Below are 20,331 nucleotides of genomic sequence, written 5' to 3'. Positions count from 1 at the left end.
TGTCCCTGAGTCGCGACCATTAACCAGCCGGGGGGCTGGGCGCATCGGTTCGAGCTCGGCAGTTGCTTGGGCCGATGCGCATCCTCAAGATCAAAAACCGTCGAGCGGAAAGCCCGGTTCAGGCGAAGGGAACCGCCACCGTGCCCTTGGGCAGCTTTGCCTCGTCGTCCGGCTCGACGTGGATGATGACGCGGACCGAGGGGATTACTTCCTTCAGTGCGTCCTCGATGCGGTCGCAGATCACGTGGCTGTCGCCCACCGTCATGCCGGCGTTCACAACCAGGTGGAATTCGATGAAGGTGGCGCGGCCGGCGATGCGGGTCTTGAGGTCGTGCACCTCGAGCGCACCCTTGGAGTTGGCCGAGATGATGTCGCGTATGCGCATGTGCTCGTCGAGCTCGACGGCACGGTCCATCAGCCCGTCGACCGACGAGCCGACCACGTGCCAGCCTTGCCACAGGATGTTGAGCGCCACGATCACGGCAAGCACCGGGTCGAGGATCTGCCAGCCGGTGGCGATCGCGGCGACCAGGCCGACGAGCACGCCGAACGAGGTGACCACGTCGGTCATGATGTGATGGCCGTCGGCGACCATGGCGGGCGAACGCTCGGCGCGGCCGACCCGGATCAGCGCCGCGGCCCACATCGCATTGAGCACGGCGGCGAAGCCGTTGATGCCGAGCCCCAGCCACGGCTGCTCGGCATTCATCGGCGTGCCCCAGCTGCGCCAGACCTCGAACAGGATCAGGAAGGCGGCCACCATGATCAGCACGCCTTCGAGCACGGCCGAGAAATACTCGGCCTTGTGGTGGCCGTGCTGGTGATCCATGTCGGCCGGCTTGTGGCTGACCTTGATCGCCCAGAAGGCGGCGACCGCGGCGACGACGTTGACGATGGATTCGAGCGCGTCCGAATAGAGCGCCACCGACCCGGTCAGCCACCAGGCGATGAATTTCAGCCCCATCACCCCCGAGCCGATGATGATGGACCAGAAGGCGAGCCTGGCGATCCGCTGCTTGGCGGAGCTCGTCTGGCTGGCGCCGGCCGGAGATCTCTGCGTTTCGGTCTGGGTCATGGTCTCGCTTGGTAACGGGTTCGCCCCGCGGCGCGCGGCCACGGAGCGAACAGGGCAGATCGGGCTAGGCGGCCTTGTCCTTGGCCTTGCGCGGCATGTGCGCGACGACGTTCTCGATCATGCGCATGCCTGCGTCGTGGCCGAGCGTCATGATCGATTCGGGATGGAATTGCACCGCCGCGATCGGCTCTTTCCTGTGCTCAAACGCCATGATCACGCCGTCCTCGGTCTCCGCCGTGACGACGAAATCGGCGGGCAGCCGCACCGGGTCGGCGAAGATCGAGTGGTAGCGGCCGACGGTCACCTCCTTGGGCAGGCCCGAGAAGATGATGCCGGGCTTCGCGACGCGGATGCGCGAGGGCTTGCCGTGCATCGGCACCGCCAGCTGGCGCAGCTCGCCGCCATAGGCCTCGGCGAGTGCCTGCAGGCCGAGGCAGACGCCGAAGATCGGCAGGTCGCGGTCGCGGGCCTTCTTGATCGTCGCCGCGGTGTCGAAATCCTTCGGCGTGCCAGGTCCGGGGGAGAGCACCACGAGATCGGGCTTGATGCGGTCGAATATCTCTTCCGGCACCGGCGAGCGCACGGTCGACACGTCGGCGCCGGTCTGGCGGAAATAGTTGGCCAGCGTATGGACGAAGGAGTCCTCGTGGTCGACGAGCAGGATCTTCACCCCTTCGCCGACGCGCGCGGTGGTGCGTTCGGTGCCTGCGGAGTTGCCGGTCTTGGCGTCGCGGATGGCGGAAAGCATGGCTGAGGCCTTCAGTTCGGTTTCGGCTTCTTCTTCCTCGGGGACGGAATCGTAGAGCAGGGTGGCACCCGCGCGCACCTCGGCGATGCCGTCCTTGATGCGGATGGTGCGCAAGGTCAGGCCCGTGTTGAGGTCGCCGTTGAAGTGCACCATGCCGATCGCCCCGCCATACCAGGCGCGCGGGCTCTTCTCGTTGTTCTCGATGAAGCGCATGGCCCAGAGCTTGGGCGCGCCGGTCACCGTCACCGCCCAGGCGTGGCTGAGGAATGCGTCGAAGGCGTCCATGCCTTCGCGCAGGCGGCCCTCGATGTGGTCGACGGTGTGGATCAGGCGCGAATACATCTCGATCTGGCGGCGGCCGATGACGCGGACAGAGCCCGGCTCGCAGACGCGGCTCTTGTCGTTGCGGTCGACGTCCGAGCACATGGTGAGCTCGGACTCGTCCTTCTTGGAGTTCAGCAGCTTGAGGATTTGCTCGGAGTCCGAGATCGCGTCGTCGCCGCGCTTGATGGTGCCCGAGATCGGGCAGGTCTCGACGCGGCGGCCGTTGACGCGCACGAACATCTCGGGCGACGCGCCGATCAGGTACTCGCCCTCGCCGAGATTGATGAAGAAGGAGTAGGGCGAGGGGTTGATGTTCTTGAGCCGGCGCGAGATCTCCGAGGGTGCGGTCTCGCAGCGCTCGTAGAACATCTGGCCGGGCACGACCTCGAACAGGTCGCCGCGCTTGAAGCTGTCCATCGCCCGGCGCACCAGCTGGGCATATTCGCCGGGCTCGTGGTCGCCGCGCGGCGGGATGCGGTCGGAGGCCTTGAACGGCTCCGCGACGCTGTCGCGGGCGATGCCTTCGGTCGAAAAGCCGTCGCCGGCATAGTCGTAGCGGTCGTGCCAGGCCTTGGCCGAATAGTGGTCGACCACCAGCACCTCGTCGGGCAGGAACAGCACCAGGTCGCGCTGGCTCTGCTTGCGCTCGAGCTTGTGCTCGACCGGGTCGAACTGGAAGGCGAGGTCGTAGCCGAAGGCGCCGTAGAGGCCGAGATTGCTGTCGGCATCGGTCTTGAACAGGGCGGTGATGGCGCGCAGCACGGTGAACACCGAAGGCACGCGCGAGCGCTCTTCCTCGGTGAAGATGCGGCCGGGCTTTGCCACTTCGAGCCCGATCAGTCTGGCCGACGTCTCCCCGATCGTCACCTCGGCGAGGTTGCCGAGCGTCCTGCCGATGACGGGCAGCAGCGCCTTGCCGCGCGCGTTCAGCGCCTCGATCTTCATCGAACGGCCGCGCGCGGAAATCACCAGCGGCGGGTCGATGATGGCGGTGTCCCAACGGGTATAGCGGCCGGGATATTCGTAGTTCGAGGAAAATACCGCGCCGCGCCGGCTGTTCAGCCCGTCGATATAGGCCTCGATCGCCCCGGCATAGGCGGTCTCGTGGCGCTCGCGGGTGATCGCGATGCCACCTCCGGTGACAAAGCGCTCGGCGCCGTTCTCTAGGATTTCCACCGTCATTCCCGTCTCCATCTCTTGCCGCTGGAGGTTCCGGAGCTGGTTCGAAAAAAGCAAATGGCCGCCCGGAACTTCCGTTGCGGCCACCACAATTTTCACGCACACGCGCTTCGAGAGGCCGCTGTCAGCTGGCCCGCCACCAATTGTTCTGGTTCGAGGTCGTGTTCATGCGAAATCCATAGCGGCGAAAAACATGGGCTGCAACAGGATTTGCGCTGTGTTGCGTTGCATTACCAACTGACCCTCAGTTTGTGACCCGGCGGCGCATCAGGGCGACAAACGCCACGCCGCCGATCAGCCCCGTGAGGATGCCGAGCGGCATGTCCTGCGGCGGCAGCACGGTGCGGGCGGCCATGTCGGCCGTGACGAGGAAGATGGCGCCCACCAGAGCCGACAGCGGCAGCACGCGACGGTAATCGCCGCCGATCGCGAGCCGCACGACATGCGGGATCATCAGCCCGACGAAGGCGATGACGCCCGAATAGGCGACGGCGCTGCCGGTGAGTATGGCACAGACCACGAAGATGACGAGGCGGAACCGGCGCGCCGGCAGCCCCAGCGCGGTGGCGCTCTCGTCGCCGAGCGTCATGGCGTTGAGGTTGCGGGCCTGGGTCAGAAGGTAGCCGCCGCCGGCGACGAGCGCCAGCAGCGGGTAGGCCAGCTGCTGCCATTGCGCCATGCCGAGGCCGCCGAGCATCCAGAAGATGACGACCGGCGCTGCCCGCGGATCGGCCAGGAAGATCAACAGGTTGCCGGCCGCCGTTATGATGAAGCTGACGGCGACGCCGGCCAATACGAGTTGGCCGGCCGAGTGCGCCCGCGTCAGGTTGGCGACCATCAGCACCAGGGCGGTGGCCGCCAGCGCGCCGGCGAAGGCGAACAGCGGCACCGTGATCGGGCCGAACACCATGCCGGCATGGAGCAAAGCGAGGATAGCCCCCAGCGCGGCACCGGATGAGACGCCGAGCAGATGCGGATCGGCGAGCGGATTGCGCGTCACCGACTGCAGTGCTGCGCCCACGACCGCGAGCGAGGCGCCGACCGTCGCCCCGAGGATGACCCGCGGCGCGCGCACGTCCCAGACGATGTTCTCGCGGCCGCTCGACCAGAAGACCTCGACGCTGCCCGGCACGAGCTTGTTGGCGATCACCCCCCAGACCGCGTCGAGCGGGATCGCCACCGAACCCACGCCGATCGCGACGAGCATCGTGACGGCCAGCAGTGCCGCGAGCGCCGCGACCAGCGCCGGCATGGCGTGGATCAGCGCATGGCGTGGGCCCTTGACGAAATTCCGGTGCGACACGGTCAGTCAGCCCGGAACGCTTCGGCCAGGCGCTTGATCGCCGCGATGTTGCGCGGCCCGGGTGTAGCCTCGACATATTCGAGCACGACGAAACGGTTGTTCCTCACCGCCGCAATGTCCTTGAAGGCCGGGTTGGAGCGCATGAAGGCGATCTTCTGCTCGGCCGTCACCTCGCCGTAGTTGACGATGACGATGACGTCGGGATTGCGCTCGATCACCGGTTCCCAGCCGATCTCGGCCCAGTTGGCCTCGACGTCGTCGGCGATGTTGATGCCGCCGGCCGCCTCGATCATCGCGGTCGGGATGGCGTAGCGGCCTGCGGTGAACGGCTTCTGCTCGCCGGAATCGTAGAGGAACACCTTCACCGGCCTGTCGAGCCGAGGCAGCCTGGACTGGAATTCGGCGAGATCCCGCTTGTAGCCCATGACCAGGGCCTCCGCCTTGTCGCGCACCCCGAAGATCGTGCCGAGGTTGAGGAGGTCGACATACATGTCGTCCATCGACGACTTTTCCCGCTTCACGACGTGGATGCAGCTTTCCGTCAGCTCGTAGACGGCGATGCCGAAGGGCGCGAGCGTGTCGGGCGTGACGGCGCCGCCGACGCTCATGCCGTAGTTCCAGCCGGCGAAATAGAAATCGGCGTCGGCGCCGAGCAGCACCTCCTTACTCGGATATTGCGGCGCGAGTTCCGGCAACTGGCCGATGTCCTTGCGAATGGCCGCGTCGATCTTGTTCCAGCCGGAAATGCCGGAATAGCCGACCATGCGGTCGGCCAGGCCGAGGGTCAGCATCATCTCGGTCAGGTTGATGTCGTTGGACACCGCCCGCTGCGGCGGAGCGGCGAAGGTCACGTCGCGGTTGCAGCTCCTGACCGTGACCGGAAAGTCGTCCGCCAGGGCGGTGGTGCAGCTTGCAAGGACTGCGGCGGCAAAAATCGTCAGGCGCATGGAGGCTCCTCGGCTTGGCGGGTTCAGCGTTCGAGATGGAAGGAAAAGCGCGGGCGCCCGGTGACCGGGTGATCGTCGAGGGTGGCGCCCACGGCGAAGTTCTCGCGGATGCGCTCGGGTGTGAGGATGTCGGCCGGCCTGCCACAGGCGACCGCGCGGCCGCCGTCCATGACCAGCACGCGGTCCGCATAGGCCGAGGCGAGCGCCAGGTCGTGCAGCGAGACCACCACGGTGCAGCCGAGATTGCGAAGCAGTTCGAGCACTTCGAGCTGATGGCGGATGTCGAGGTGATTGGTCGGCTCGTCCAGGATCAAGAGGTCGGGCCGCTGCACCACGGCTCGCGCGATCATGGTGCGTTGTTTCTCGCCGCCCGACAGCGAGCCGAAATCACGCGCGGCGAGCCGGGTGAGGCCGAGCAGCGACAGTGCGGCCTCGACGTCAAGATAGTAGTCGGCCGCGGTTCCGACGCGGGTGGCGTGCGGGATGAGCCCGAGTTCGACGATCTCGGCCACCGTCAGGCCGAAGTCCGAGGCCGGCTCCTGCAGCACTGTGGCGATGCGGCGGGCGCAATCGCGCGGCTTCATCCGCCAGATGTCGGTTCCGTCCAGCCTGACCGTGCCGCCGGTCGGCCGGTGGTAGCGGTAGAGGCAGCGCAGCAGGCTCGACTTGCCGGCGCCGTTGGGGCCGACGATGGCCAGCAGCTCCGCCGGCTCCACACGCACGGTCACTGGCTGGAGGATCGGCTTCGACGCGCGCGGGCCCCATGACAGGCCGTCGAGTTCGAGCAGTGCCGGGGTGGAGCCTACGAGACGACTAGAGCCGTGGACGTGATCGAGCATGCCCTGTCTCCGTGACGTGGCGGAGGCGGCAGAACGATCCGATCGGCGATCCGAAAAAGGCAGTCGCAACCATCATCATCTCCGCGGCACACCCCGGCCGGTTGAACGCATCCGATGATGGCAGGTCTCCTGGCTTGCGGGTTTCGGCGCCTCGGAGCCTTCCCGGCCGTGCGGCCAGTGGCATTCTTCCGACTTGCTATCCGCTCACAGTTGCGGGGGCAGCCACGGTTTCGCGTCCGGGACGTCTCACCGTGTTCCCATTTAATCCGCTGCCCGAACCAGGCAGCAGGAACCATCGCTGCCGTGGCTACAGCAACGACGGGTTGCTGACAATCGCTAAAGCGTCATGCCGCCTGCTGAATTGCGTCACGCCGGTCGAGCGCGAAGGAAATGACGGCCACGGCGAAGGCGGTCAGCGCAATCGCCGCGCCGACGAAGGGCAGGTCGGCGTAGCTCACTCCCATCGAGATCGCAGCGCCTCCCGCCCAGGCGCCGGCGGCATTGCCGGCATTGAAGGCGCCCTGGTTGAGCGTGGCGGCGAGGTTCGGCGCTTCCGAGGCTGTCTCGACGACGCGCATCTGCATCGGCGGCACGATGACGAAGGTGATGACGCCCCACATGAAGACGAGCAGGATCGCCGCGGGTACCGAGTGGCTGAGCCCGGCGAAGGCGACGTGGATCATGGCCATCACCACGAGCGCGCCGATGGCCGTCGGCATCAGCCTCCAGTCGGCCAGCTTGCCGCCGATGATGTTGCCGATGGTCATGCCGCCGCCGAACAAGAGCAGGATCCAGGTGACGGACTCGATCGACAGTCCGGTGACGCCGGTCAGGATCGGCTTGATGTAGGTGAAGACGGCAAACAGGCTGCCCGAGGCGAGCGCGGAGATGATCATGGCGAGCCACACCTGCAGCTTGCCCAACACCTTGACCTCGCCGGCGACGCCACCCTTGCCGGGAGGGGCGACGCCCGCCGGCACGAGCCAGGCGATGGCCGCGACCGAGATCAGGCCGATGACGACGACGGCGTAGAAGGTCATGCGCCAGCCGAAGGCTTCGCCGAGCGCGGTGCCGCCGGGCACGCCGAGGATGTTGGCGAGCGTCAGGCCGGCGAACATCAGGGCGATGGCGCTGGCGCGCTTGTTGGCCGGCACCAGGCTTGCCGCCACCACCGAGCCGATGCCGAAGAAGGCGCCGTGGCCGAGGGCGGTGACGACGCGCGCCGCCATCAGCGTCCAGTAGGTGGGGGCGATGGCGCAAAGCAGGTTGCCGAGAACGAACAGCATGGCCAGCCCGACCAGCACCGGCTTGCGCGGCAGTCTCGCCGTGCCGATGGCGATGATCGGGGCTCCGATGACCACGCCGAGGGCATAGCCCGTGACCAGCAGCCCCGCCGCCGGGATCGAGACGCCCAAGTCGGCGGCGACCTCGGGCAACAGCCCCATGATCACGAATTCGGTGGTACCGATGCAAAAAGATGCAACGGCCAGAGCGAGGATCGGCAAGGGCATGGATGGACTCGGGGGGAATTGAAACGATTTAGGTCGACAGTTTCCTTAAGTCGGCCGCCGCGCAAGCGATTTTGATGCATTGCAGCAATGCATGGAGTGCATGGCACCCATTCGCGGACGGCGCAGCCCCGTCGTTCAGGACTGTTGCGTCAGGTCGCGGCGGAGGAAGTCGTAGAGCCGCTCGACCGCCGAATTGCCCGCTTGCGGGTTGCGCAGGATGCCGATCTCCATGTCGGGCAGGGGCGGCAGGCCCTCGTTCTCGCCGATGATGCGCAGGCTTGGCGGCACGCTGCGCTGGGCGAGGCCGGCGACCGCCAGGCCCGCTTGCACGACGGCGATCAGCCCGAGCAGGCTTGCGCTGGAATAGGTGCTGCGGAACGACCGATCGGCGGCGCCCAGCACCTGCAGCACGCTGCGTCGCGCTACGGAGCCCGGCTCGAACAGGGCGACGGGCAGGGGATCGATCTCCCAGGCGACATGGTTGGGCGAGGCGACCCACACCAGTCGCTCGCGCTGCAGCACCTCGATCGACTGCTCCGATCCACGGGTAATGATGACGAGGTCGAGCCGCCCGTCGGCGAAGGTGTTCACCAGCGAGGTCGACTGCTCGCAGATTCGTGGTCACCGCGCGCGGCCCGCGCACCAGGAGCTTCTTGCCGACGGTCTGGTCCAGCCGCTGCATCTGCATGCTCACCGCCGACTGGCTGCGCCCGACCCGCGCGGCGGCACTGGAAAAGCTGCCGCTGTCCGCAACGGCGACGAAGGTCCTGAGCAGGTCGAGGTCGAGCGCCGCCGACGCCGGTCATCGGAGTACTCACCTTCGTCTACCCGGTCGTCGCCATCATCATCGACTGGGCGGTCTACGATCATCCCATCGGCATCGCCCAGGGGCTGGGCATGGTCCTGATCGCAGTCGCCACGCTCGGCGTCCGCCTCGGCTGGCGACTGCCGACGCGGCGGACCAGAGCGGCTTTCGCTGGCCAGAAATGAGAAGGGGCGCACGAGGCGCCCCTTCCGAATAGTCATGAGGTGGAGAGCCCTGCCGGGAGATCAGCGGGCGGGGCCGATTGCTGCGACTATCGCGTCGGCAGCCGATTTCAGTGTGGCGGAATCTATGCCCAAGGCGCGGAGCGCGCGGGGCGCTACACCCTGCGACATTCCCGCGACGATGCCGACGACATGGGCGCCAAGCAACGGGGTATGGTCTTTCCGGGTTGCCGCCAGCTCCTGCATGACTGCTTGGCCGGAGGGTGCTGCTTGATATGCGCCGGGATTTGCCGAAATCGACGTTTCATGCGGCGCATCCGCTGTCAGGCCGATCGACCGAAGGGCATCGCCATACTGCCGTTCGATCGCGGCTTGCAGGGCGTCTGGCTCCACTCCTGCTCGCTTAAAGGCGAGACGAGCCGTGCCGTCCGGAAGATCGAGGGCGGCCAACAGAAAATGTTCGGCCCCCGGCTCCCGCTGCTGATCGTGCAAGGCATGGGCTTCCGCCCGCTCGCAGAGACGCTTGATAATGCTCATGTCGTCGAGCTTTGATTTGATGCCGCTGAACATCGCGTTCCCCTTATGTGGAGCTGTCGCTCTCCGCCACGTCCGAAAGTCGCTTGTGGGCGGCCTGCTTGGTGATTCCGAGGGCTTGGGCAATCCTCGACCACGACCAACCTTGCTGCAGGGCCGATCGCACGGCTTCGCGTTCGATCCTGTCCGCCAATCGGCGCAAAGCGACGACAGCAGCCAGGGCCTCATCGGGATCGGTCGGGATGGTGATTTTACGCAGGTCATCCATGTGTCAACCTTAGTTGACGATGGTCGCGCCGTCAACAAAAGTTGACGGCGCGCTTGTCATCCGTTTTCATACGGATCTCACCGCCCAGGCGATGAACTGAGAACTCAGTTCTGCTTGGGCAGCTTGTAGGCAACCACGTAGTCGCCGCGGTCGGGCGACTGGCGCGCGCCGCCGGCGGAAATGACCACATACTGGGCCCCGCTTTCCGGCGACACGAAGGTCATCGGCGTTGACTGGGCGCCTACGGGCATGCGGCCCTTCCACAGCTCTTCGCCGGTCTCCACGTCGAGGGCGCGCAGATAATAGTCCTGCGTGCCGGCGTAGAAGACGAGACCGCCCGAGGTGGTGATCGGGCCGCCCAGCGTCGGCATGCCGATCGGGATCTGCAGCCCCGTCTTCATGCCGAGCGGTCCGGTGTCCTCCAGCGTGCCGGCCGGAACCTGCCAGGCGATCTGGCGGGTCTTCAGGTCGATGCCGGTGAAGGTGCCGTAGGGCGGCTGGTGGCAGGGAACGCCGAGCGGCGACATGAAGCCGTTCTTCAGCGCGCCATAGGGCGTGCCCTTCTGCTGCGACAGGCCGTCATGCGCTGCCGAGCCGCCATAGTTGTCGGTCTGCTCGCGCGGCATCAGCTGGGCGAACTGCGGCATGCGGATGTCGTTGACGATCAGAAGCCCACGGGCCTCGTCGATCGCCGCACTGCCCCAGTTCATGCCGCCATAGTAGCCCGGGAAGATGATCGAGCGGGTCAGGCCGGGAGGCGTGAATTCGCCCTCGTAACGCATCTTCTTGAACTCGATGCGGCAGTAGAGCTGGTCGTAGGGCGTCGCACCCCACATCCTGGCCTCGGTGAAGGGCTCCGCGCCGATCGCCGGCATGCCGACCGAATAGGGCTGCGTCGGCGACAGGAAGTCCTCCGGTACGCCGCCGGTCTGCGGCACCGGGCGCTCCTCGACCTCGGCGATCGGCTTGCCGTCGCGGCGGTCGAGCATGAAGATCTGCCCGCGCTTGGTGATCTGGATCAGCGCCGGCACGGTGCCGCCCTTGCCGTCCGGCACGTCGTAGAGCGCGGGCTGGGCGGGAACGTCGTAGTCCCAGATGTCGTGGTGCACGGTCTGGAACTTCCAGCGCTCGCGGCCGGTGGCGATGTCGAGGGCGACGACCGAGGCGGTGTAGTCCTCGGCGGCCTTCGAGCGATGCGCGCCGAAGAAGTCGGGCGTGGCGTTGCCGGTCGGCAGGTAGACGAGGCCGAGCGCTTCGTCATAGGCCGGCGTCGACCAGACGTTGGGCGTGCCGCGCGTGTAGCTCTCGCCTTCCGGCGGCAGCTTGGTGATGGCGGGGTTGCCGAGGTCCCAGGCCCAGACCAGCTCGCCGGTGCGGGCCGAGAATGCGCGCACGGCGCCCGAGGGCTCGCCGGTCTCGACATTGTCCCACACCCAGCCGCCGACCATGATCAGGTCGCGGGTGACGGTCGGGGCGGAAGTCTGGAAGTAGAAGCCGTCCTTGATCTCGCCCATGCCGGACTTGAGATCGACGATGCCGCCATTGCCGAAATCCTGGCACAGCTCGCCGGTCTTGGCGTCGAGCTCGATCAGGCGGGCGTCGATGGTGGTCATGACGATGCGCGCCGCGCAGGCGTTGGCAGCCTGGGCGACCTGCGTGGCAGGCGCGATCGGGCTGGCGGGGGCCAGCGGATCGGCAGGGGCATTGGCATTGGTGGGGGCAGGCGTGTCAGCCTGCGCCGCCGCCGGGCCCGGTTCGTAGTAGCTCACGCCGCGGCAGCGCTGCCACAGCGGCGACTTGGCCTTCGGGTCGAACTTCCACTTCACGTCGCCCGTATCCGGGTTCAGTGCGTGCACGATGTTGTTGGGCGAGCAGGTGTAGAGCGTGTCGCCGACGAAGAGCGGCGTGTTCTGGTCCTGTGCCGTGCCCTGCGGGGTATCGCCGTACTGGAACGTCCAGGCGACCTCGAGCTTGTCGACATTGTCGCGGTTGATCTGGTCGATCGGCGCGTAGCGCGTGCCTGCCGGCGTGCGGCCATAGTGGCGCCAGTCGGTGGCGCTCGCCGCCGCCGGGGGAACGGTCGGCGCAGGCTCGGCCGAGGCCAGCGCGTTGCGGGTCACGCCATGCGGGGCAAAACCGTAGAAGGCGGTGGCGGCAAGTGCCGCGACCAGCAGGGCGGCGAGTGCAAATGGCCCGCGTTTGCCGGTGCTGGTGGGGATGAGGGGGGCGAGCAACAGCGCCGGGATGGCGATGACGGCAGGTGCCACGAGGCGCGGGATCAGCGGCCAGAATTCGAGGCCGGATTCCCAGACCGCCCAGGCGACGGTCGCCAGGAAGACGAAGCCGTAGAGCCAGAGGCCCGCCTTGCGGCGCATGACGTAGAGGATGCCGGAGGCGATGACGCCGAGGCCGGCGAGCGCGTAATACCACGATCCGCCCAGGCCGATCAGCTGGACGCCGCCATAGACGAGCGGTGCCCCGATGATGACCATGAGCAGACCGAATAGAACCAGGAGCCAGCCGCCGCTCCCGCTTTTCTGAAGTTCTGCCATTTTGATTACCTGCGAAATTGTCAATCGGTTCGATGCGGCCCGTGCGGGCGGCGCCGGCTGCGATCGTCCTGCTGGACGTGCGGGCATGTCTCCTCGGCCATCACCACGGCGTCTCCGAGCAAGAATCTGATCGCATCCTAATAGATAATATGCTATCTTTTTTGGATGTCCAATGGGGCCGCCACGCGCGCCGGTTTCGGCAAGCATCTCATCGCCGTCGCCAGGTTGTGGCGGCGGGCGGCCGACCGTGCGCTCGACGATTGCGGCCTGTCGCATGCCACCGCCATGCCGCTCGTCACCCTCTCGCGCCTCGGCGACAACCGTCGCCAGGGCGTGGTCGCCGATCATCTCGGCCTCGAGGGGCCGTCGCTGGTGCGCACCGTGGATATTCTGGTGGCAGGCGGCCTGATCACGCGCATGGAGGATCCCGGCGACCGGCGGGCCAAGATCCTGTCGCTGACCGATGCCGGCCGCGCCCGCGTGGTCGAGATCGAGCGGATCTTCGAGCGCCTGCGCAACGATCTGCTGGCCGGCGAGGACGAGGGCGAGCTGGAAAGGGCCGTCGCCCTGCTCGAACGGCTGGAGAACAGGCTGCTCGCCGCCGAACCCGACGAGGACTGACGCTTGCCGTGTGGCGTTACCGGGGGAGGGGCGGTCCCTCGACCCGTAACAGTTGTTGTTATCTCCCGGCATGGATACCCGGGGATCCATGCCGTGACCTGGAAATTGCCGCGATGGTCACGACCCAGGCAACAGTGATTACCCCCGTCTCTGGCAACTCACTTACCGCATTCTGCGCTATGGCCAAGACGCCTCACGCTGATAGGTTCCGGCCTTCAGTCACCCAAAGAGGCGAATTCCATGACCAGCCAGATCGACAAGGCCAAGGCCTTCCATGCCCTGCACGTGAAGGGCGACCCGGTGGTTCTCTACAACATCTGGGATCCGGGCAGTGCGGCAATCGTCGTCAAGGCCGGCGCCAAGGCGATTGCGACGGGCAGCTGGCCGGTGGCCGCCGCTTTCGGCTTTGCCGACGGCGAGAAGATTCCCCTCGACCTGGCGCTCTACAACATGCGCCGCATCGTCGCCGCGGTTGACCTGCCCGTCACCATGGACCTCGAAGGCGGTTATGGCGTGGAGCCCGAAGTCGTCGCCACGACGGTGACGCGGGCGTTGACGGAAGGCGTGGTCGGCTTCAACTTCGAGGACCAGATCGTCGGCGGCAGCGGCCTGCACGACGTCGCCGTCCAGGTGAAGCGCATCGCGGCGGCCGCCGACGCCGTCAGGGCATCCGGCATCCCCGCCTTCATCAACGCCCGCACCGACATCTTCCTGAAGGCCAAGCCCGACGAACACAGCGACGCGCTGGTCGATGCCGCGATCGAACGAGCAGAGGCCTATGCAAAAGCCGGCGCGCACGGCTTCTTCGCGCCCGGTCTCGGCGATGAGAAGCTGATCGGCCGGCTCTGCCGCGAGGTCGAGCTGCCGGTCAACATCATCGCGCTCGCCCACGTGCCACCGAAGGCGAAGCTGGCCGAGCTCGGCGTCGCCCGCATCAGCTACGGCCCGGTGCCCTACCGCCAGATGGCCGAGTGGCTGGAGGCAAGGGCGAGGGCAGCCATCGAAGGCTGAGCCGCGGTTTCGATAGACAAAAAGTGCCGCGCCGGACCCTTGCGTCCGCGCGGCACTCAGCTCAGCGGCTTCAGCTCCTGCGCGATCGTCGGCAACAGCTCCGACACAGTCGGGTGGATGTGCATCGCCCGCTGCAGCGTTTCGATCGGCGCTTTCGCATACATCAGGTCGAGCACCGCATGGATCGCCTCGTCGCCGCCGGTGCCCAGCACCGAGGCGCCGAGGATCTGCCTCGTATCTGCATCGACCAGGATCTTCATGAAGCCCTGCGTCTCGCCCTTTTCGACGGCGCGGCCGACACGCGTCATCGGCCGCTCGCCGGCCAAGACCTTGCGGCCGCTCTTGCGGGCGGCGGTCTCGGTCATGCCGGCGCGGCCGAGCGGCGGGTCGATGTAGAGCGCATAGGCCTCGATGCGGTCGCTGACCTTGCGCGGGTCGTCGTCGAGCAGGTTGGCGGCGACGATCTCGAAGTCGTTGTAGGAGGTGTGGGTGAAGGCGCCCTTGCCGTTGCAGTCGCCCATCGCCCAGATGTGCGGGACGTTGGTCCTGAGCTGGTCGTCGACCTCGACGTAGCCGCGCTTGTCCACTGCCACGCCCGCTTCGTCGAGGCCGAGATCGTCGGTGTTGGGCTTGCGGCCGATGGCGAGCAGCACGTGGCTGCCGGTCACCGCGCGGTCGCCCGAGCTGCAGTCGACGCCGACGGTCACGCCGTCCGGATGCGGCGCGAAGCTGATGCACTCGGCATTGAGCCTGAGTGCGATGCCTTCGTGCTCGAGGATGTCCTTCACCGCCTCGGACACGTCCTCGTCTTCGCGCGAGATCAGCCGAGGGCCCTTTTCCACGACGGTCACTTGCGAGCCGAAGCGGCGGAACATCTGGGCGAACTCCAGCCCTACATAGCTGCCGCCGACCACAACGAGATGGCGGGGCAGGAAATCCACCTCCATCATCGAAGTGTTGGTCAGATAGGCGATATCGTCGATCCCGGGCATGTCGGGGATGTTGGCGCGGCCGCCGACATTGATGAAGATGCGCTCGCCACGCAGCAACTCGTCGCCGACCCGCACCTCGTGCGGCCCCTCGAAGCGGGCATGGCCGCGATAGAGCGTGCAGCCCTTCATGCCGGCGATCCAGTCCTCCAGGCTGGCGCGGGAATCGACCGTCACCTTGTCCTTGCGCGCCTTCACGGCCTTCATGTCGACGGAGACAGTGCCGGTCGAGACGCCGTAGTCGGCGCCGGTGCGGGCGAGGTGGGCGGCATAGGCGCTCGCCACCATGGTCTTGGTCGGCTTGCAGCCGGTGTTGACGCAGGTGCCGCCGACCAGCTTGCGCTCGATCAGCGCCACCGTCTGGCCCGCCGCCGTCAGCCGCCCGGCCAGCGGCGGCCCGGCCTGGCCGCAGCCGATGATGATGGCGTCGAACTTTTGCGCGGGGCTCATGCGACAAGGCTCACGACCAGAAGCGCGCCGAGGATCGCCACGCCATCCTCGATCAGCGCTGCCGGCAGGTCCCTGCCGAAGGATTTCGCCAGGCTTGCTCGAGCGGCGGCGCCGCCGAGCGTGCCGAGGATAGCGCCGATGACACCCGCTGCCAGCCCGCCGACGGCCGCGCCGCCCACCGTGCCGATGACGGCGCCCGAGAGCGCGCCGGTCAGGATGCGGGCGCCGAACTGTTGCGGCACCTTGCGGCTCGGGGTCGACGGCAGCTGGTCGGTGACGAGCTCGACCAGCGCAAGCACGGTGAAGATCGCAACTGCTATCCAGTGGCCCATGAAGCTCGCCCATGTGCCGGCAAGCGGCAGCCAGCCGAGCCATGCGCCCCAGGCGACGGCGGCCGGGGCGGCCATGGCCCTCAGGCCGGCAACAATTCCGATGAGCAGTGCGAGCAGGTAGAACGTCGCCATCCGTTGTCCCCCGTGGCCGTGACCGGAAGTGCACTTCCGCCAAAGGCTAGCACAGCCAGACGGTTTCGCCAGAGGCGGGCGGCTTCGACCTTTGCAGCAGGGCACGTTCCGTGGTTGGCTGGGCGACGACGGAAAGGGCCGCGCATGGCTGCGAGCGAACGTGAAAAGATGGCCGCCGGCGAGTGGTACACTTGCCTCGATCCCGAACTCGACGCGCTGCGCCTGGCCGCTGCCAACGCCGTGTTCGAGCACAACGCGCTGCCGCCTCGGGCACGCGGCGACATCGCGCCGGCGCTGCGCGCCTTGCTCGGCAGTGCGGGCGAGGGCGCCCGCGTCGAGGCGCCGTTCCACTGCCCCTACGGTTTCAACATCCATCTCGGCGAAAACGTGTTCCTCAATGCCGGCTGCACCATCCTCGACACGGCACCGGTGCGCATCGGCAAGGGCACCATGTTGGGGCCCAACGTCCATGTCTATTGCCCCGAGCATAGCAAGGACCCAGTTCAGCGCCGCGCCGGCCTCGAGATCGGCCGCCCGGTCACGATCGGCGACAACGTCTGGATCGGCGGCGGCTCGATCATCCTCGGCGGCATCGAGATCGGCGATGACGCCATCGTCGGGGCGGGTTCGGTGGTGACGAAGAACGTGCCGGCGGGTGCGACGGTGGTGGGCAATCCGGCCCGGCCGATAGCCAGATAGCTGAAACTATTATTCCTGCCGTTGACAGTCCCGCCCGGCCCCGGCATATCGAGCGGGCAAAAATGTTCTCAGGGCGGGGTGAAAGTCCCCACCGGCGGTAAGGGTCTCGGCCCAAGCCCGCGAGCGCCTTCCGGCAACGGAAGGGTCAGCAGATCCGGTGCGATTCCGGAGCCGACGGTCATAGTCCGGATGGAAGAGAACGATAGGACGAGCGGTGGCGCGTGCCGCCGGGAGTCCGTGTCGTGCGTCCTGATTCTGGTTCGAAACGGAAGGATGGACCCATGAATCAGCAATCCCCGAAAGACTTCGATACCCGCCGCGTCGCCGTGATCCGCGCCCGTTGGCATGCCGACATCGTCGACGAATGCGTCAAGGCCTTCGGTGCCGAGATCGAGACGCTGTCAGCCGGCCGCATCGCCGTCGACGTCTACGACGTGCCCGGCGCCTACGAGATCCCGCTGTTTGCCAAGACGCTGGCCGAGACCGGCCGCTACCAGGCGATCCTCGGCGTGGCCTTCGTGGTCAATGGCGGCATCTACCGCCACGACTTCGTGGCGCATGCCGTGCTCGACGGCATGATGAACGTGCAGCTTCAGACCGGCGTGCCGGTGCTGTCGGCCGTGCTCACGCCGCACAACTACCACGACAGCGCCGAGCACCACCGCTTCTTCTTCGACCACTTCAAGGTCAAGGGCAAGGAAGCCGCCAACGCCTGCGTCGAGATCCTCAAGGCACGCGAACTGATCGTCGCCTGACGCGACTGGACCAAAGGGGAGGATTGGCAGCCGGCACGGCACCCCCACCCCTGACCCCTCCCCACAAGGGGGAGGGGAATCTGGCGCGCCAGCTCCGACTTGCGCCAATCCTTGATGTTTTCGCCAGAGCGGCGACGAGCTCGCCTCCCTCCCCCTTGTGGGGAGGGACCGAGGGGGGGTATGAAGTCGCTGACGCTCCTTGATGTGATTGCCCAGCACAAATAGGAAGTGGTCGGTCGTTGATCGCCCCGCCTGCGATGGCGCGCCGCACCGAAAAGGCGATCGTGGCCCTAGGCTTCGGACAGTCGGCATCGCATGATGCGCGGCGTATCAGACAGGGAGCCCGTCATGCCGTCCATTCCGCTGCCGCTCAAGGGTTCCTGCCGCTGCGGCCGGGTCGAGATCGAGGTGTCGAAGCCGCCCATCGCCACCGCCGCCTGCCATTGCCCGGGCTGCCAGAAGATGTCGTCCTCGGCCTATTCGCTGACGGCGATCGTGCCGGCCGACGGTTTTGCCGTCACCAAGGGCGAGACCGTCGTCGGCGGCGTGCATGGCGAGGAGCTGCACCACCAGTTCTGCGAACACTGCAAGACGTGGATGTTCACGCGCGTCGAGGGCGTCGACTGGTTCGTCAACGTGCGGCCGACCATGCTGGAGGACAGCGCCTGGTTCCGCCCGTTCATGGAGACCTTCACGAAGACCAAACTGTCCTTCGCCGAGACGGGTGCTGCCAGGAGTTTTCACGAGTTCCCGGCGATGGAGGAACTCGAGCCGCTGATGCAGGAGTACCAGGCCTGGGCAAAAGCAGGGGAAGCGTCGAGCTAAGGCACCCGGCGCGACACCGGCGCGAAGCTGCTCAGGCCGAGCCAGGCCTGCATGGCGCGGGCGATGCGGTCGTCGCCGTCGAGTTCCAGCCTGCCGGAATCGATCTCCTGGCTCAGCCGGGCGAGGCCCATCCACACCGCCGTCATGCTGCGCAAGGAGCCGGTGACCTGCAGGTCGACCTCGAAGCCGGGGTCGGAATTGCAGAGGTCGACCGTGCCTTCGTCGACCACCAGCCACCAGTTCTGCTGCGCCTTGCTCACTTCGGGGTACAGAAAGTGAATCGTGCAGCGCTGCGGCGGCAACGGCTCCGGGTTGAGGTTGCGTCGCATGTCCCACATCAGGAGCGAAGGGTCGAGATTCCTGAGAGTTAGCTGGCTTTCCACCCAGCGGTGACCCCATTCGCCGAGGCCGAGGATGACCGGACGCAGGTCCTCGCCGGCCTCGGTCAGGTGGTATTCGACGCTGCCAGAGGCGCCGCGCTCGGTCTGCACCACGCCGGCGCGTTCGAGCTCCTTCAGCCGCTTGGACAAGAGTGCCGGCGACATCCTGGGCACGCCGCGGCGAAGATCGTTGAAACGGCTCGATCCCATCAGCATTTCGCGCACGACCAAGGTCGTCCAGCGCGTGCAGAGGACCTCCGACGCCATCGAAACCGGACAGAACTGGCCATATCCGCCGCGATCGCTCATCTCGCACCAGTCGCACGGGGGATCGGACCTTATAGCGCAAATGCCGGCATTCCGCACCTAGCCCATAGGGCTGAGTGGCGCGCTGGCCGATTCAGTTCCTGAACTGGACCCGGTCGGTCGTTGGCGCAATGTTCCGCCCCGACCTGCCGGTCAACCAGGAGACGACTTGATGAGAAGTCTTGAAAACATGACGACGGGAAGCACAGGTGCCGTAACGCAGATCCCGACCGATGTCGTGGGCGTGGCCCATGACCTCGCTCCCGTCCTTGCCGAACGTGCCTCCAAGTTCGACGAGGGCGACCGCTTCGTCGCCGACAACTACGTGCTTCTGAAGGAAGCCGGGCTCGTCCAGGCTGGCGTGCCGCTCGAGCTGGGCGGCGGCGGGGCCGGTATCGCCGAGCTCTGCGAGATGCTGCGCATCATGGCGCAGTCATGCGGTTCGACCGCGCTCGCCTTCGCCATGCATACCCACCAGGTGGCGATCCCGGCCTGGCGCTGGCGCCACCAGAACGTCGCCGCCGTCGAGCCGCTGCTCAAGCGCGTCGCCACGGAGAAGATCATCCTCCTCTCCAGCGGCGGGTCCGACTGGATCGGCGGCTCCGGCAAGGCCGAGAAGGTCGAGGGCGGCTACCGCATCACCGCGCGCAAGGTCTTCACCTCGGGTGCGATCGCGGGCGACATCCTGATGACCGGCGCGATCCATTGCGCCGACGACGGCACCGAAAAAGTGATCCATTTCGGCGTGCCGATGCGGGCGCCGGAAGTCACCGTCATGGACAACTGGCGCACATTGGGCATGCGCGGCACCGGTTCGAACGACGTCGTCATCGACAAGCTGTTCGTCCCGGATGCGTCCGTCGCCTTCTCGCGTGCTGCTGGCCACTGGCATCCGGTGTTCCAGATCATCGCCACCATTGCCTTCCCGCTGATCTACTCGGTCTATCTCGGGATTGCCGAAAGCGCCCGCGACATCGCCGTCGAGATCGCCCGCAAGAAGCCGGCAAGCGAGACCGCGCTCAACCTCGCCGGGCGGATGGAGACGGCCTTGCGCGCCGCCCAATTGGCGCATCGCGCCATGATCGAGGAAGCCGAACGCAACGCGCCCTCGGCGGAAAGCGTCAACGAGGTGATGGTCGGCCGCTCGCTGGTCGCAAGCCATGGCCTGGAAGTGGTGGAGCTCGCCATGGAACTCGCCGGCGGGGCGTCGTTCTACCGCGACCGCGGGCTCGAGCGCCGCTTCCGCGACATGCAGGGCGCGCGCTTCCATCCGTTGCAGGCCGGTCCGCAGGCCCATTACGCCGGGGCGATGGCGCTCGGCCTGCCGGTCGACGCGATCTTCTGAGGCAAGCCGCCAAAAAGGAAATGGCCGCCGCGATTTCTCGCGGCGGCCGACCTTTTTCTGAGCGTCGTCTCAGAACAGGCCTTCGATCTGGCCCTGTTCGTTGAGGAAGATCTTCTCCGAGGACGGCACCTTGGGCAGGCCCGGCATGGTCATGATCTCGCCGCAGATGGCGACGACGAAGCCGGCGCCGGCGGCCAGCCGCACCTCGCGCACCGGCAC

Annotated in this window: 20 protein-coding genes, 1 pseudogene and 2 riboswitches; of the genes and pseudogenes, 6 read left to right on the top strand and 15 right to left on the bottom strand. The window is 66.8% G+C overall.

What is annotated here, in order from left to right; all coding sequences use genetic code 11:
• Nucleotides 1-118: 118 nt before the first annotated feature.
• The 11 genes and pseudogenes from PV773_RS07990 to PV773_RS07940 all read right to left on the bottom strand — a co-directional run bounded on the left by PV773_RS07990 (nucleotide 119) and on the right by PV773_RS07940 (nucleotide 12,267).
• Nucleotides 119-1,075: a cation diffusion facilitator family transporter gene (locus PV773_RS07990; RefSeq protein WP_347965840.1), complete on the bottom strand. Its 957-nt coding sequence runs from the start codon at nucleotides 1,073-1,075 to the stop codon at nucleotides 119-121.
• 64 nt (nucleotides 1,076-1,139) lie between these two features.
• Nucleotides 1,140-3,329 carry an anthranilate synthase gene (locus PV773_RS07985; protein ID WP_347965839.1) on the bottom strand — a complete coding sequence of 730 codons (2,190 nt, stop codon included), beginning with the start codon at nucleotides 3,327-3,329 and terminating at the stop codon, nucleotides 1,140-1,142.
• Between the two features lie 241 nt (nucleotides 3,330-3,570).
• Nucleotides 3,571-4,578, bottom strand: coding sequence for an iron ABC transporter permease (locus tag PV773_RS07980; RefSeq protein WP_347966079.1), 1,008 nt, complete (start codon nucleotides 4,576-4,578; stop codon nucleotides 3,571-3,573).
• A gap of 53 nt (nucleotides 4,579-4,631) precedes the next feature.
• On the bottom strand, nucleotides 4,632-5,576 hold the full coding sequence (locus PV773_RS07975; protein WP_347965838.1) for an ABC transporter substrate-binding protein: 945 nt from the start codon (nucleotides 5,574-5,576) through the stop codon (nucleotides 4,632-4,634).
• Nucleotides 5,577-5,599: 23 nt separating this feature from the next.
• Nucleotides 5,600-6,415: an ABC transporter ATP-binding protein gene (locus PV773_RS07970; protein WP_347965837.1), complete on the bottom strand. Its 816-nt coding sequence runs from the start codon at nucleotides 6,413-6,415 to the stop codon at nucleotides 5,600-5,602.
• Between the two features lie 101 nt (nucleotides 6,416-6,516).
• Nucleotides 6,517-6,727: riboswitch (cobalamin riboswitch) on the bottom strand.
• A gap of 32 nt (nucleotides 6,728-6,759) precedes the next feature.
• The gene (locus PV773_RS07965) at nucleotides 6,760-7,926 is read right to left on the bottom strand and encodes an MFS transporter (protein WP_347965836.1); all 1,167 of its coding nucleotides are present in this window, start codon (nucleotides 7,924-7,926) and stop codon (nucleotides 6,760-6,762) included.
• Between the two features lie 135 nt (nucleotides 7,927-8,061).
• The gene (locus PV773_RS07960; protein ID WP_347965835.1) at nucleotides 8,062-8,517 is read right to left on the bottom strand and encodes a LysR substrate-binding domain-containing protein; all 456 of its coding nucleotides are present in this window, start codon (nucleotides 8,515-8,517) and stop codon (nucleotides 8,062-8,064) included.
• Nucleotides 8,518-8,605: 88 nt separating this feature from the next.
• Nucleotides 8,606-8,701 (bottom strand): annotated as a pseudogene (locus PV773_RS07955) (LysR family transcriptional regulator); the annotation flags it as partial.
• Between the two features lie 275 nt (nucleotides 8,702-8,976).
• The gene (locus PV773_RS07950) at nucleotides 8,977-9,483 is read right to left on the bottom strand and encodes a Clp protease N-terminal domain-containing protein (RefSeq protein WP_347965834.1); all 507 of its coding nucleotides are present in this window, start codon (nucleotides 9,481-9,483) and stop codon (nucleotides 8,977-8,979) included.
• 10 nt (nucleotides 9,484-9,493) lie between these two features.
• Nucleotides 9,494-9,715, bottom strand: a complete 222-nt coding sequence (locus PV773_RS07945; RefSeq protein ID WP_347965833.1) for a helix-turn-helix domain-containing protein — start codon at nucleotides 9,713-9,715, stop codon at nucleotides 9,494-9,496.
• Nucleotides 9,716-9,819: 104 nt separating this feature from the next.
• Nucleotides 9,820-12,267, bottom strand: a complete 2,448-nt coding sequence (locus PV773_RS07940) for a membrane-bound PQQ-dependent dehydrogenase, glucose/quinate/shikimate family (RefSeq protein ID WP_347965832.1) — start codon at nucleotides 12,265-12,267, stop codon at nucleotides 9,820-9,822.
• 165 nt (nucleotides 12,268-12,432) lie between these two features.
• On the opposite strand from PV773_RS07940, the gene PV773_RS07935 reads away from it, so the two are divergent.
• Together PV773_RS07935 and PV773_RS07930 are read left to right on the top strand one after the other, a co-directional pair.
• Nucleotides 12,433-12,888 carry a MarR family transcriptional regulator gene (locus PV773_RS07935; protein WP_347965831.1) on the top strand — a complete coding sequence of 152 codons (456 nt, stop codon included), beginning with the start codon at nucleotides 12,433-12,435 and terminating at the stop codon, nucleotides 12,886-12,888.
• Between the two features lie 240 nt (nucleotides 12,889-13,128).
• A complete protein-coding gene (locus tag PV773_RS07930; protein ID WP_347965830.1) occupies nucleotides 13,129-13,899 on the top strand; it encodes an isocitrate lyase/phosphoenolpyruvate mutase family protein in 771 nt (256 codons plus the stop codon).
• A gap of 56 nt (nucleotides 13,900-13,955) precedes the next feature.
• Here PV773_RS07930 and PV773_RS07925 read toward each other — a convergent pair whose 3' ends face one another.
• Nucleotides 13,956-15,338 carry an FAD-containing oxidoreductase gene (locus PV773_RS07925; protein WP_347965829.1) on the bottom strand — a complete coding sequence of 461 codons (1,383 nt, stop codon included), beginning with the start codon at nucleotides 15,336-15,338 and terminating at the stop codon, nucleotides 13,956-13,958.
• On the bottom strand, nucleotides 15,335-15,802 hold the full coding sequence (locus PV773_RS07920; RefSeq protein ID WP_347965828.1) for a DUF4126 domain-containing protein: 468 nt from the start codon (nucleotides 15,800-15,802) through the stop codon (nucleotides 15,335-15,337). Before PV773_RS07920 ends, PV773_RS07925 begins: the two co-directional genes overlap by 4 nt.
• A gap of 144 nt (nucleotides 15,803-15,946) precedes the next feature.
• Between PV773_RS07920 and PV773_RS07915 the strand changes: the two genes are divergently transcribed.
• The 3 genes from PV773_RS07915 (at nucleotide 15,947) to PV773_RS07905 (ending at nucleotide 18,081) form a co-directional block, all read left to right on the top strand.
• Nucleotides 15,947-16,501, top strand: coding sequence for a sugar O-acetyltransferase (locus PV773_RS07915; RefSeq protein WP_347965827.1), 555 nt, complete (start codon nucleotides 15,947-15,949; stop codon nucleotides 16,499-16,501).
• A 60-nt stretch (nucleotides 16,502-16,561) separates the two neighbouring features.
• A riboswitch (FMN riboswitch) is annotated at nucleotides 16,562-16,706 on the top strand.
• 76 nt (nucleotides 16,707-16,782) lie between these two features.
• On the top strand, nucleotides 16,783-17,256 hold the full coding sequence (locus PV773_RS07910) for a 6,7-dimethyl-8-ribityllumazine synthase (RefSeq protein ID WP_347965826.1): 474 nt from the start codon (nucleotides 16,783-16,785) through the stop codon (nucleotides 17,254-17,256).
• A 348-nt stretch (nucleotides 17,257-17,604) separates the two neighbouring features.
• Nucleotides 17,605-18,081 (top strand): GFA family protein, encoded by a 477-nt coding sequence (locus PV773_RS07905; protein ID WP_347965825.1) that lies wholly within the window; start codon nucleotides 17,605-17,607, stop codon nucleotides 18,079-18,081.
• Here the strand turns inward: PV773_RS07905 and PV773_RS07900 are convergent.
• Nucleotides 18,078-18,770, bottom strand: coding sequence for a winged helix-turn-helix transcriptional regulator (locus PV773_RS07900; protein WP_347965824.1), 693 nt, complete (start codon nucleotides 18,768-18,770; stop codon nucleotides 18,078-18,080). The genes PV773_RS07905 and PV773_RS07900 overlap by 4 nt on opposite strands.
• Nucleotides 18,771-18,957: 187 nt before the next feature.
• On the opposite strand from PV773_RS07900, the gene PV773_RS07895 reads away from it, so the two are divergent.
• Nucleotides 18,958-20,112, top strand: coding sequence for an acyl-CoA dehydrogenase family protein (locus PV773_RS07895; RefSeq protein ID WP_347966078.1), 1,155 nt, complete (start codon nucleotides 18,958-18,960; stop codon nucleotides 20,110-20,112).
• 69 nt (nucleotides 20,113-20,181) lie between these two features.
• Here the strand turns inward: PV773_RS07895 and PV773_RS07890 are convergent.
• The coding region (locus PV773_RS07890; protein WP_347966077.1) for a formate--tetrahydrofolate ligase at nucleotides 20,182-20,331 on the bottom strand (150 nt) is incomplete at its 5' end.

Origin of the sequence: Mesorhizobium sp. CC13, assembly GCF_039907765.1 — a bacterium.
GTDB lineage: Bacteria > Pseudomonadota > Alphaproteobacteria > Rhizobiales > Rhizobiaceae > Aminobacter.
Note: the sequence above shows the minus strand (reverse complement) of the source record. Positions and strands in the feature narration are given on the sequence as shown.

Coding starts and splice junctions, on each gene's coding strand:
- PV773_RS07990 (WP_347965840.1), bottom strand. CDS start 1,075: ATGACCCAGACCGAAACGCAGAGATCTCCGGCCGGCGCCAGCCAGACG.
- PV773_RS07985 (WP_347965839.1), bottom strand. CDS start 3,329: ATGACGGTGGAAATCCTAGAGAACGGCGCCGAGCGCTTTGTCACCGGA.
- PV773_RS07980 (WP_347966079.1), bottom strand. CDS start 4,578: ATGCCGGCGCTGGTCGCGGCGCTCGCGGCACTGCTGGCCGTCACGATG.
- PV773_RS07975 (WP_347965838.1), bottom strand. CDS start 5,576: ATGCGCCTGACGATTTTTGCCGCCGCAGTCCTTGCAAGCTGCACCACC.
- PV773_RS07970 (WP_347965837.1), bottom strand. CDS start 6,415: ATGCTCGATCACGTCCACGGCTCTAGTCGTCTCGTAGGCTCCACCCCG.
- PV773_RS07965 (WP_347965836.1), bottom strand. CDS start 7,926: ATGCCCTTGCCGATCCTCGCTCTGGCCGTTGCATCTTTTTGCATCGGT.
- PV773_RS07950 (WP_347965834.1), bottom strand. CDS start 9,483: ATGTTCAGCGGCATCAAATCAAAGCTCGACGACATGAGCATTATCAAG.
- PV773_RS07945 (WP_347965833.1), bottom strand. CDS start 9,715: ATGGATGACCTGCGTAAAATCACCATCCCGACCGATCCCGATGAGGCC.
- PV773_RS07940 (WP_347965832.1), bottom strand. CDS start 12,267: ATGGCAGAACTTCAGAAAAGCGGGAGCGGCGGCTGGCTCCTGGTTCTA.
- PV773_RS07935 (WP_347965831.1), top strand. CDS start 12,433: ATGTCCAATGGGGCCGCCACGCGCGCCGGTTTCGGCAAGCATCTCATC.
- PV773_RS07930 (WP_347965830.1), top strand. CDS start 13,129: ATGACCAGCCAGATCGACAAGGCCAAGGCCTTCCATGCCCTGCACGTG.
- PV773_RS07925 (WP_347965829.1), bottom strand. CDS start 15,338: ATGAGCCCCGCGCAAAAGTTCGACGCCATCATCATCGGCTGCGGCCAG.
- PV773_RS07920 (WP_347965828.1), bottom strand. CDS start 15,802: ATGGCGACGTTCTACCTGCTCGCACTGCTCATCGGAATTGTTGCCGGC.
- PV773_RS07915 (WP_347965827.1), top strand. CDS start 15,947: ATGGCTGCGAGCGAACGTGAAAAGATGGCCGCCGGCGAGTGGTACACT.
- PV773_RS07910 (WP_347965826.1), top strand. CDS start 16,783: ATGAATCAGCAATCCCCGAAAGACTTCGATACCCGCCGCGTCGCCGTG.
- PV773_RS07905 (WP_347965825.1), top strand. CDS start 17,605: ATGCCGTCCATTCCGCTGCCGCTCAAGGGTTCCTGCCGCTGCGGCCGG.
- PV773_RS07900 (WP_347965824.1), bottom strand. CDS start 18,770: ATGAGCGATCGCGGCGGATATGGCCAGTTCTGTCCGGTTTCGATGGCG.
- PV773_RS07895 (WP_347966078.1), top strand. CDS start 18,958: ATGACGACGGGAAGCACAGGTGCCGTAACGCAGATCCCGACCGATGTC.